The organism is Patiriisocius sp., from assembly GCF_051252435.1.
Lineage (GTDB): Bacteria > Bacteroidota > Bacteroidia > Flavobacteriales > Flavobacteriaceae > Patiriisocius.
In genome coordinates this window covers 55351-67317 of record NZ_JBPOFW010000002.1, presented here as the reverse complement: position 1 = coordinate 67317, position 11967 = coordinate 55351, and the positions used below count along the sequence as shown (strand labels likewise).

Below are 11967 nucleotides of genomic sequence, written 5' to 3'. Positions count from 1 at the left end.
TGTGTATTTTACTATTAAATTTAAAAAATTATTATCATTCTTATTGCTCAAAATACTCGGTAAAGCCTATAAAATCAATGGACTAAAGCGAAATGAGACACACCACAAATATACTTTTTTTGGGGTAAAAATGTTGCAATGTTATTTCGTAATTTTGAGAGATGAATTTTCTCGCACACATCTATCTCTCTGGCGAAGATGAAGGTATCACCATTGGTAACTTTATTGCTGACGGCATCAAAGGAAAAAAATATCTCAAATTTCCGCAGCAAATCCAAAAGGGGATATTACTCCACAGAGGTATCGACAGCTACACGGACCTCCATCCCACAGTACGTGAAAGCACAAAAAGATTACACAAAAAATACGGTCATTACAGCGGCGTGATTGTCGATATTTTATACGACCATTTTTTAGCTAAAAACTGGTCAACTTATTGTAACCAACCACTCGACGAATATGTGCAGGATTTTTATAAAATGCTTCGTAAAAACTATGAAATACTCCCTATAAGAATCCAAAAAATGATGCCTTATATGGTTTCTGATAATTGGTTGTTGAGCTATGCCACCGTATCCGGAATTTCTAAAATACTCGACGGAATGAATGTGCGCACCAAAGGAAAATCTAAAATGAATTTTGCCGTTATTGAACTAGAAGAATTCTATGCCGAATTTGAAGCAGAATTCACTTCTTTTTTTGAAGAATTGAGAATTTTTTCTAAGAATAAATTAAAGGAATTATGACCCCTAAAAACCTTTTTATCCTTTTGGTATGTTTTCCTATTTTCTTCGGAAATTGTAAACAAAAAGAAACAGCACAAATTCCTGAAGAAACCCTTCCACAAATTGGGTTGATTGCTAAAAATGCCATGGTGGTTTCGGCCCGGGAAGAGGCTTCAAAAATAGGGAGCGATATCATGAAAAAAGGCGGTAATGCCTTTGATGCCATGGTCGCCACAGAAATGGCACTCGCCGTTTGTTATCCGTATGCAGGCAACTTGGGAGGTGGTGGTTTTATGGTATATCGCACTCAATATGGCGAAATAGGAGCACTGGATTATCGCGAAAAAGCGCCCATTAAAGCATCGCGCGATATGTATCTCGATAATGATGGAAATTATTTTTCAGAAAAAAGTAAAACCGGAAGTCTTGCCGTGGGAATTCCTGGCACTATTGCAGGTATTTTTGAAGCGCATTCAAAATTTGGAAGTCTACCAATTGAGGAAATTTTAGCACCCGTCATCAAACTTGCAAAAGATGGATTTATTTTAACCGAAGACCAAGCAAAACGTTTCAACTTTTACGCGCCTATCTTTAAAGAAGTGAATGGAGAATCTTCCATTTACACCGAAACGTATAACACCCGAGACCGTTTTAAAAATGAAGCACTCGCGGCAACCTTGACTGAAATTTCAGAAAAGGGCCGAAAAGCATTTTATCATGGTGAAGTAGGAAAAAAACTAATTAAATTTTTGAAAGAGAGAGATGCTATTATAAACATGGACGACCTCAATGCGTATGAGGCGGAATGGCGGGAACCTGTGATTTTTAATTATAAAGATTTAAAGGTGATTTCCATGTCGCCTCCTTCGAGTGGCGGGATTTGTCTCGCACAAATTTTAAAGAGCATCGAACCCTACCCTATTGCAGAATATGGGCACAACAGCACCAAAGCCATACAAGTAATTGTTGAAGCCGAACGCCGTGCTTACGCAGACCGAAGTCATTTTTTAGGTGACCCAGATTTTATTGAAATCCCAATAGATTCGCTCATCAGCGAAGGATATCTTAAAAATAGAATGAACGGTTTTTCGTTTGAAAAAGCAACGGAGTCTATCGATATTTCTCATGGTTCGTTACCCAGTTATGAAAGTATGGAAACGACGCATTATTCTATTGTGGACCCATTTGGCAATGCGATTGCTGTGACGACAACGTTAAATGCAGCGTTTGGTTCTAAATTATATGTCAAAGAATTGGGCTTCTTTTTAAATAATGAAATGGACGACTTTAGCGCAAAGCCAGGAGAGCCGAATATGTTTGGATTAATTGGTGGTCTTGCCAATGCTATTGAACCTCAAAAAAGAATGCTCAGTTCAATGACCCCAACGCTGGTTGAGCGTGATGGGAAATTCTGGATGAGCTTGGGAACTCCCGGCGGTTCTACGATAATCACTTCGGTAATGCAAACTATTTTAAATGTGTATGAATATGATATGTCTATGCAAGATGCCGTAAATGCGCCCAGATTTCACCATCAATGGTTTCCAGATGTGGTACAATTTGAACCAAATAGCTTTGATAAAAAAACACTTTCCGATGTAGAACAACGTGGTTATAATATTGATGAAAAATCTGCTCCCGTAATTGGAAAAGTAGACGCTATTTTGGTCTTGCCCGACGGAACGTACGAAGGTGGCGCCGATAAGCGAGGCGATGACACAGCTATCGGATTTTAAAAAAGGCACAATTATTGCTTTTTATCTGTAAAACTCTACACTTCAACTAAAACTAGTTCAATCAACTTATAACTGTAAGTAAAATACTACATATTTGTAAATAATGAATATTTTATAAATGAGTGAATGTTTTTCATTTCATCTATAAATATCAAAAGATAGCGGCACCCAAATTCGCTTATGAAAAAATCATCTTTTGAAAGTAAAGCGTATACCCTGATACCTTTGGTATTTTCAGGGTTTCTGTGTATTGGTTTGATTTATCTTTTTTGGCTGAAATTTGAGTCGGATAACAATTTCATTGTTCTGTTAAAAGAGATGGCTACTATTTTTATTGGATTGAGCATCATCGTTGCCGCAATACTCTTTAGTTACATTGTATTCTCAGTTTTCACAAAACATCGCGGCAAAACTAGCACGGATGATTTATTGACAAGTCTTGTCAATAAAATGAATAAAGCCCAGGCTATTGTCGAGATTTTAATTGAAAGTAAATTATGGCTTCCAGGCGTAAGTGATTATATGGATGTCGAGTTTGAAGGACTAACGTATTTTGAAGTTAAAGAATTCTACAAAGGGAAATCCAAACTAGCCATTGAATATCTACAAGAAAAAAAAGGATTTAACGATACTGAGACGCTTTACTTGGAATTAAAATCGTTACTACTTCAAGACCCAAAACAAAAGAAAATTCCTAATGTTTTAGTATTTCAGAAACATTACAAAAAAGAGATTTTAGAAAAATGGATAGAACATAAATGTGGTAGTGGATTGTGGTATTACTTTGGATATAAATTTGGCGATTATAAGGAAACGCTAGATGTAGAAGCTGTTTTTGAGCGCCAACAAGATAGAATCATGATGCTCGCCAATGAGATGGATAGTCAAATTTTCGAAGATTCTTCCTTTAATGAAGTGTTTTTATCAAAATTGGGAGAGTATATAAACAAACAAATCATCCCGCAATTATTTGAATTGGAAACCCAGCGCAACTCAAACAAAGGAATGCCAAACAAAATAGGGTCACTTTATGCTTTATTTGGTTTGTTTCTCCTAGCAGGCATTATTGCCCCGTTGCTCCTTCTTTTATTGTCCGTTGCTCCTTTTGCGTTGGCAATCTGTTATGCATTTATAATTAGCGCATTATTCTTTGCCGGCACAAGTGTTTATGGAATTTTCATAGGAGGAAGGAAAAATTAATTTTTGTTTTTTTCTGAAATATTAATTACTTCAAATTTCTACAAGCTCTTTCAACTGAGGATTTATAATTTAAATATATTTCATTTCCGGAGCCTTAAAAAAAAAACCAAATTTCAAGTAGTAATTCCAACCCAATAGCTGTTATACATTTGTGAGGTTTCATGGATATAAAATTTCGGCTTTGCCTTCTAACTTTTAACACAAAAACTCCTATTCTTAACAAGCGGCGACATTTAAAAATCAATCCATAAATAGTACCTTTGCAAACTATGGCAAAAAATGAAGATGTTATTGAGGTTTTAGGGGCGCGTGTTCATAATTTAAAGAACATTGATGTTACCATTCCAAGGGAGAAATTGGTGGTGATTACAGGACTTTCGGGAAGTGGGAAATCCTCACTTGCCTTTGACACCATTTATGCCGAGGGACAACGTCGTTACATTGAAACTTTTTCGGCCTATGCCAGACAATTTTTAGGAAGTTTGGAACGCCCAGATGTGGATAAAATTGACGGACTTTCGCCCGTAATTGCCATTGAGCAAAAAACGACGAGCAAAAGCCCACGTTCTACGGTGGGAACGATTACCGAAATTTACGATTTTCTCCGTCTCTTATATGCCCGCGCCAGTGATGCATACAGTTATAATACAGGTAAGAAAATGGTGAGTTATAGTGACGACCAAATTAAAGAACTCATTTTAACGGAATTTGCTGGAAAAAAAATAAGCATTCTTGCTCCTATTGTTCGTTCGAGAAAAGGGCATTACCGCGAGCTTTTTGAGCAAATAGGCAAACAAGGGTTTGTAAAAGTACGTGTAGATGGCAAAGTGCTGGATATTGTAAAGGGAATGAAAATTGACCGATACAAAACACACGATATTGAAACCGTTATTGACCGCCTCAAAATTCCTGAAACACCCGCAAAAGATGGTGACGATGGAAAACGTTTGTCCGAAAGCATTACCACCGCAATGTACCAAGGTGATGATGTTTTGATGGTACTCGATAATGAATCAAACGAAGCACGATTTTTTAGTCGGTCATTGATGTGCCCAGAAAGCGGGATTTCGTACCCTAATCCGGAGCCAAATAATTTCTCTTTCAACTCCCCAAAAGGGATGTGCCCCAACTGCAAAGGATTGGGCGAATTACATGAAGTTAATTTGAGCAAAGTAGTTCCGGACGATTCTGTTTCTATTAAAAATGGGGCTTTGGCACCGCACGGACCTCAGAAAAATAATTGGATTTTCAAGCAATTAGAGTTAATTGCTCAACGCTATAAATTTAAATTAACAGATGCTTTTGCTGAAATTCCAAAGGAAGCGCAACAACTTATTTTTCACGGCGGAAATGATAAATTTGATGTAGAATCAAAAACTTTGGGCATCACCCGAAACTATAAAATAGAATTTGAAGGGGTTGCCACTTTTTTACAAAATACTTACGATGCTGCCGAAACTACATCATTAAAAAGATGGGCGAAGGAATATATGGACAAAATTAAATGTCCAGAATGTGGAGGAAGCCGCCTGCGCAAAGAGTCACTTTATTTTAAAGTAAACGGAAAAAACATTGCCGAGCTCGCCCACATGGATGTTGTGGAATTGGCCTCTTGGTTTGAAAATATTGAAAAGGATTTAGGCGAAACGCAACTCAAAATAGCTGGCGAAATTGTAAAAGAAGTTCGCACACGTTTGCAATTTTTGGTCGATGTTGGGTTGACTTATTTAGCTTTGGATAGAAGTTCAAAATCACTTTCGGGTGGAGAGGCGCAACGTATTCGCCTTGCCACACAAATAGGTTCTCAACTTGTGGGAGTGCTTTATATACTTGACGAGCCGAGTATTGGATTGCACCAACGCGACAATCAAAAATTGATAAATTCGTTGATTTCGTTGCGTGATATTGGCAACTCAGTTATTGTTGTTGAGCACGACAAAGACATGATTGAAAGTGCAGACTATGTGATAGACATAGGTCCTGCGGCAGGAAAATTTGGTGGCGAAATTGTGAGCGAGGGAACACCTTCAGAAATTTTACATCACAACACACTTACGGCTGCCTATTTAAACGGTTCAAAACAAATAGAAATTCCAGAAAAAAGACGCGAAGGCAATGGAAATTTTTTAGAACTCACGGGAGCCACGGGAAATAATTTAAAGAATGTTTCCATTAAAATCCCGTTGGGCGTTATGGTTGGCGTTACAGGAGTTTCGGGAAGTGGAAAATCAACGTTGATCAATGAAACCCTCTACCCTATTTTAAACGCATATTATTTCAACGGTGTTAAAAAACCGATGCCTTACAAAAAGATAAAAGGTCTTGACCATATTGACAAAGTAATTGACATCAATCAATCACCCATTGGAAGAACACCACGTTCAAATCCTGCGACGTACACGGGTGTGTTTTCAGAAATACGGAGTTTATTCGCCAAAGTCCCTGAAGCACTAATTAGAGGTTATAAACCGGGCCGATTTAGTTTCAACGTAAAAGGGGGACGTTGCGAAACTTGTCGCGGTGGTGGTTTGCGTGTTATTGAAATGAATTTCCTCCCAGACGTCTATGTAGAATGTGAGACCTGCCAAGGAAAACGATTTAACAGAGAAACGTTGGAAATACGCTACAAAGGCAAATCCATTTACGATGTACTGGAAATGACCATCAACGACGCTTGCGACTTTTTTGAACAAATTCCTAAAATATTTAGGAAATTAAAGACGATAAGAGACGTTGGTTTAGGGTATATTACACTCGGACAGCAGAGCACAACACTTTCGGGCGGTGAGGCACAAAGGATAAAATTGGCAACAGAACTCTCAAAAAGAGACACTGGAAATACCTTTTATATTCTAGACGAGCCTACAACCGGATTGCATTTTGAAGATATTAGAGTTTTGATGATAGTGCTTCAGAAATTAGTAAACAAAGGAAATACCGTTTTGATTATTGAACATAATCTAGATGTAATCAAAACCGTGGATTATATTATCGATATTGGCCCCGAAGGTGGAAAAAATGGAGGGACCGTAATGGCAAAAGGAACTCCCGAAGAAGTTATCAAAGTGAAGAAAAGCTACACCGCGCAATTTTTAGCAAAAGAAATGGCTATAATTGCTTGATGACGGATGATAAAATTAACTTCTGAAATCTTTAAAATTTCAGAAAAAAACAAGTAAACAGTAAGTATGAGACACGAACAAACTCCAAAAAATTGGAACCAAGTGAAGACAAACGACTCATGGGCGATTTTTAAAATCATGGGTGAATTTGTCAACGGTTACGAAAAGATGAGTCGTATTGGACCTTGTGTTTCTATTTTTGGTTCTGCGCGCACAAAACCAGACCATAAATATTACAAACTAGCCGAAAGCATAGCAAAACGTATTACCGAAAGTGGTTACGGCGTTATTACCGGCGGTGGTCCAGGAATTATGGAAGCTGGAAACAAAGGGGCGCATCTTGCGGGAGGAACATCGGTAGGTTTAAATATAACGTTGCCTTTTGAGCAGCACGATAATCCGTATATTGACAGCGATAAAAGTATAGATTTTGATTACTTTTTTGTTCGTAAGGTTATGTTTGTAAAATACTCGCAAGGTTTTGTTGTGATGCCCGGAGGAATGGGAACACTCGATGAATTTTTTGAAGCATTTACTTTAATTCAAACGCACAAAATTGACAAATTTCCAATCATACTTGTGGGAAGTTCTTTTTGGACAGGTTTAATGGAATGGATTAAAAATACTGTCCTTGAGCAAAATAATAATATTAGTCCGGGCGATCTTGATTTGGTTCATATCGTAGATACTGAAGATGAGGTTCTAGAAATTTTAAATGATTTTTACGAAGAATACAATCACAGTCCCAATTTTTAATTACACAACGACTCAATTTAATGTTGAAATATATTTTTACTCTGGTATTCGGTTTGTTTACATTGTTAAGTTTCGGGCAAACCGAAATCAAAACAATGTTTTATAACTTGCTAGAATTTCCCGAAGCGTTACCACAAAATCGTCAAGATATTTTAAAGGACATTCTCAATGAATACAATCCTGATATTTTTATGATTTGTGAATTGCAAAGTCAAGAAGGTGCCGATTTGATTTTAAACAGCTCGCTCAATGACGAAGGTATTGATTATGCAGCTGCACCGTATTTTGAAAATCAATCTGGCGACGCAGATTTACAGCAACTATTATTCTATCGTAAAAATATGTTCACGTTAGAAAACACTGCTATCATTAGTACAACCGTGCGTGATATCAATAGATATGATTTAAAACTGAGCACGGCAGACGGCGCTACAGACCCTGTGATTATATACACGTATGTAACCCATTTAAAATCAAGTCAAGGCAGCGCTAACCAGGCACTCCGACTTGAAATGGTGCAAGAGTTTACCGAAGATATAGAATCGCTCGACCCAGATGCTTTTGTATTGTTCGCTGGCGATTTTAATATTTATACGTCAACTGAACCTGCCTACACTGAAATCTTAGATTCAACAAACAATGTTGTGATGTTGGATCCTATTGACACACTCGGTTCTTGGAATAACAACGAAGATTTTGCAGCCATCCACACCCAAAGCACACGATTGAGTTCAAGCGGGTTTGGCGCAGGCGCAGGTGGCGGACTCGATGACCGTTTTGACTTTATAATGATGTCGCAAGCTATGCAAACCAATCCAGCCTTGCGCTACGTAGAAGGCACTTATAAATCCTATGGAAATAACGCCAATTGCTACAACAACCGCATTGATGCCTTTGAATGTGATGGTGAATTTAGTTTACAATTGCGCAGCAGTTTGTACAATATGAGCGACCATTTACCCGTAGTAATGTCGCTAGAAACGAATAAAGAAATCGTTATTTTAAGCACGCACGACAATGAAATCGCAGCAAATTTCAGATTAAAAAGCACGATAGTTTCTGAAATTTTAGAAATTGAAACCTTTGGAGCTAACGATTTGACATTCAGTATTTACAATGCATTGGGACAAAAAGTAGCCGAAACTTCAAATAATAATCAAACAAACACCGTTATAAACGTAGCCCACTTTCCGCAGGGCATTTATTACCTAACAAACAACCAGTCTTCCACCCAAACCCTTAAATTTTTGAAGACTTTTTGAAGCATTTCTATCACATTCTCAGTATCGTTCTTGTTGCAACCACTTCGCTGTGGTCGCAACATAACATTACTATTGACGCGACGCTGGACACCACGAATCATACGATCAAAATCGCTCAAGAAATTGAATTTGTAAATACTTCCACCCAAAAACTGGATACTATCTATTTCAATGATTGGGCAAATAGTTTTAGCCATAAAAAAACACCTTTGGGTATCAGGTTTGCTGAAAATTATGATTTCCCATTTCATTTTGAGAATGATGAAGATAGAGGTCGCACGACCATAAATTCAGTGACAAATAAAGGAGGTTCAAATCTTGTTTGGGAATATGGCAGCGCAGTTGATATTTTAAAAGTAATCCCAACAGCTTCAATTGCTCCGGGAGCTTCGGAAATTTTTAAATTTGACTATACCGTTAAAATTCCAGATGATAAGTTTACGCGTTTTGGTGTTGACAATGACGGAAATTACAAACTGCGTTATTGGTATATTTCGCCAGCTGTTTTTGATGGGGAATGGAAAGCGTTCAGCAATAAAAACACACAAGACTTATATACGTTACCTTCCAATTTTAATGTCACATTTACGATTCCGCAGGGATTACAGTTTACGTCAAATTTAGATGTGGTTGATGAAACAACGTTAAATGGATTTAGCACATTTTCGCTGAAAAGCAGTCAAAGAATCAAAGCCGAGGTTTTTATCAACAAAGAACCCCTATTTGAATCTATTGTGACCGATGAGGTTGAGGTCGTTACAAATATTTACCAACGAAAAGTAACACCACCCATTAGAGCATTAATGGTAGATCGCGTGGTCCGTTATCTCGATGAAAAGTTGGGCGATTATCCCTTTGATAAAATCGTGGTAAGTGATGAAGACAATCGCAACAATCCAGTGTATGGACTCAACCAACTCCCAAGTTTTTTAAGTCCGTTTCCTGACGGATTTGAATACGACCTTGCGCAGTTTAAAACCATGAGCCGTGAGTATATTGAAAATACATTATTGTTAAATAAGCGTGATGAATCATGGCTGGCGGGTGCTATTCAGATTTATTTGATGATGGATTATGTAGATACGTATTATCCGAATATGAAGATTTTAGGGTCTTTGAGTGATTTTTGGATTATAAAATGGTCGCACGTTTCGGAATTGGAATTTAATGACCAATATCCGTTGTTGTATATGAATATGGCGCGTAATAACATTCATCAACCGCTTGCTACGCCTAGAGATTCTTTGATAAAGTTCAACAAGAATATTGCGAATGATTATTACGGAGGAAAAGGACTTGAGTATTTAAAAGACTTTTTGAGCGATGATGCTTTAGGTGAAAGTGTCAAGGCCTATTACGATGCATACAAATTAAAGCCAACGACGGTTTCAGATTTTAGAACTATTATTTCTCAAAATACAGACAAAGATATTTCGTGGTTTTTTGGCGATTATATAAATGAACGTGCCACGATTGATTTCAAAATAAAACGTATAAAAAAACGCGGGGACTCACTGGATGTCACCATTTTGAATAAACGAAATACAGTGATGCCTGTTTCCGTTTACGGCGTAAATAAAGATAGTGTGTTGTTCAAAAGATGGACTTCTCCCATTGACAGTATTGCAACAATAACAGTCCCTAGCGAAGGAATTCGAAGTTTAGAATTAAACCGTGACGGTGAAATAGCCGAATTTAACAGACGTAACAACACCAAAAAAGTTTCGGGATTATTTAATAGGCCTTTACAGTTTAGATTGTTTCAAGATGCAGAAGATCATCGTTATAATCAGTTGTTTTTTATGCCCATTTTTGAGTACAATTTGTACGATGGTTTTACTACCGGAATGAAATTGTACAATAAAACTTTGTTACCAAAAAACATTCATTACAAGCTAGAACCGCAATATGGATATCGCTCAAAAAAATTAATTGGTAACGGAAACATTCAATATACAAATCAGTTTGAGAGTGGCAGGCTCAATGCCATGCGCTATGGTTTTAGCGGAAGTTATTATTCGTACGATGACGACCTCTTTTACCGCAGATTTACACCCTACATGACCTTTGCCTTCAGAAATGAGGATTTACGTGATAATGAAAACCAATACATCAATTTACGGGCGGTAAATGTGTACAGGGACGAAAATGTAAACGACCCAGACCAAGAACCCAATTATAGTGTGTTCAACGCCCAATATGTGTACAGCAACCCCAACTTGATCAATTATTTTAGAGGTGTTGTGGATTATCAAATTTCGTCAAAATTCTCAAAAGCATCTGTTACGTTTGATTACCGAAAACTATTCGTTAATAACCGTCAATTAAATGTACGTCTTTTTGCGGGAGCCTTTTTATTTAACGATACCCGAGAACGCGAGGATTTCTTTAGTTTCTCATTGGACCGCCCCACAGATTATCTTTTTGACTACACCTACTACGGAAGAAGTGAAGACACAGGAATATTCAGCCAGCAAGTAATCGTGGCCGAAGGTGGATTTAAATCGCAATTAGAGCCTGCCTTTTCAAACAATTGGATAACCACCATCAATGCGAGCACCAATATTTGGCGATGGATTTTAGTCTATGGTGATGCCGGTTTGGTAAACAACACACAGAGCGGCACTAAGGCCGTTTTTGACTCTGGAATTCGTATCAACTTGGTACAAGATTATTTTGAACTCTACTTCCCACTCTACTCAAATTTAGGTTGGGAACCTGGCTTGCCCAACTACGATCAAAAAATACGTTTTACCGTAACGCTGAGTCCTAAAACTTTGTTGGGGCTTTTTACGAGGGAGTGGTATTAATAAAATCTAATCGAAAAACCTTTCACATAAAACCATTAATCAATAAACCTAATGCGCCATATATGCTCAACAACCCAAAAATCATTATTCTACTCTGCCTCACACTAGGCTTAGCGCCTTTTTTTCCAGAGCCACATATATGGGGGAAGCTTAAATGGATTGCCGGAGGTGCTGAGGGCATGACAGCTACAGACTGGTTTGATGTATTATTACACGGAGCGCCTTTTATTTTATTAATCCGTATCCTTTTGCTAAGAATGATTGCTATTAATAAAAAATCATAGATTTTATCCTTTTATTCTAAGAATACTGCAACATTTTAACGTTGTTTCATATCGCGTTTTTAGCTACTTTTG

8 protein-coding genes are annotated in these 11967 nt (G+C 37.6%); all 8 read left to right on the top strand.

Annotation, left to right across the window (positions count from 1 at the left end; all coding sequences use genetic code 11):
• Positions 1 to 161: 161 nt before the first annotated feature.
• Positions 162 to 746 carry an ACP phosphodiesterase gene (locus tag ACSHW7_RS05430; RefSeq protein ID WP_435678321.1) on the top strand — a complete coding sequence of 195 codons (585 nt, stop codon included), beginning with the start codon at positions 162 to 164 and terminating at the stop codon, positions 744 to 746.
• Positions 743 to 2461, top strand: coding sequence for a gamma-glutamyltransferase (ggt, locus tag ACSHW7_RS05425; protein ID WP_435678320.1), 1719 nt, complete (start codon positions 743 to 745; stop codon positions 2459 to 2461). The genes ACSHW7_RS05430 and ggt overlap by 4 nt, the downstream gene beginning before the upstream one ends.
• A 318-nt stretch (positions 2462 to 2779) precedes the next feature.
• The gene (locus ACSHW7_RS05420; RefSeq protein ID WP_435678319.1) at positions 2780 to 3661 is read left to right on the top strand and encodes a hypothetical protein; all 882 of its coding nucleotides are present in this window, start codon (positions 2780 to 2782) and stop codon (positions 3659 to 3661) included.
• Positions 3662 to 3930: 269 nt separating this feature from the next.
• Positions 3931 to 6783 (top strand): excinuclease ABC subunit UvrA, encoded by a 2853-nt coding sequence (gene uvrA / locus ACSHW7_RS05415; RefSeq protein WP_435678318.1) that lies wholly within the window; start codon positions 3931 to 3933, stop codon positions 6781 to 6783.
• 66 nt (positions 6784 to 6849) lie between these two features.
• Entirely contained in the window at positions 6850 to 7539 is a 690-nt protein-coding gene (locus tag ACSHW7_RS05410; protein ID WP_435678317.1) for a TIGR00730 family Rossman fold protein, read from the top strand.
• Between the two features lie 95 nt (positions 7540 to 7634).
• Positions 7635 to 8801 carry a T9SS type A sorting domain-containing protein gene (locus ACSHW7_RS05405; RefSeq protein ID WP_435678316.1) on the top strand — a complete coding sequence of 389 codons (1167 nt, stop codon included), beginning with the start codon at positions 7635 to 7637 and terminating at the stop codon, positions 8799 to 8801.
• On the top strand, positions 8798 to 11611 hold the full coding sequence (locus ACSHW7_RS05400) for a metalloprotease (protein ID WP_435678315.1): 2814 nt from the start codon (positions 8798 to 8800) through the stop codon (positions 11609 to 11611). The genes ACSHW7_RS05405 and ACSHW7_RS05400 overlap by 4 nt, the downstream gene beginning before the upstream one ends.
• 62 nt (positions 11612 to 11673) lie before the next feature.
• A complete protein-coding gene (locus tag ACSHW7_RS05395; protein ID WP_435678314.1) occupies positions 11674 to 11895 on the top strand; it encodes a hypothetical protein in 222 nt (73 codons plus the stop codon).
• The last annotated feature ends 72 nt before the right edge of the window (positions 11896 to 11967 follow it).

Coding starts and splice junctions, on each gene's coding strand:
- ACSHW7_RS05395 (WP_435678314.1), top strand. CDS start 11,674: ATGCTCAACAACCCAAAAATCATTATTCTACTCTGCCTCACACTAGGC.
- ACSHW7_RS05410 (WP_435678317.1), top strand. CDS start 6,850: ATGAGACACGAACAAACTCCAAAAAATTGGAACCAAGTGAAGACAAAC.
- ggt (WP_435678320.1), top strand. CDS start 743: ATGACCCCTAAAAACCTTTTTATCCTTTTGGTATGTTTTCCTATTTTC.
- ACSHW7_RS05405 (WP_435678316.1), top strand. CDS start 7,635: ATGTTTTATAACTTGCTAGAATTTCCCGAAGCGTTACCACAAAATCGT.
- ACSHW7_RS05430 (WP_435678321.1), top strand. CDS start 162: ATGAATTTTCTCGCACACATCTATCTCTCTGGCGAAGATGAAGGTATC.
- ACSHW7_RS05420 (WP_435678319.1), top strand. CDS start 2,780: ATGGCTACTATTTTTATTGGATTGAGCATCATCGTTGCCGCAATACTC.
- uvrA (WP_435678318.1), top strand. CDS start 3,931: ATGGCAAAAAATGAAGATGTTATTGAGGTTTTAGGGGCGCGTGTTCAT.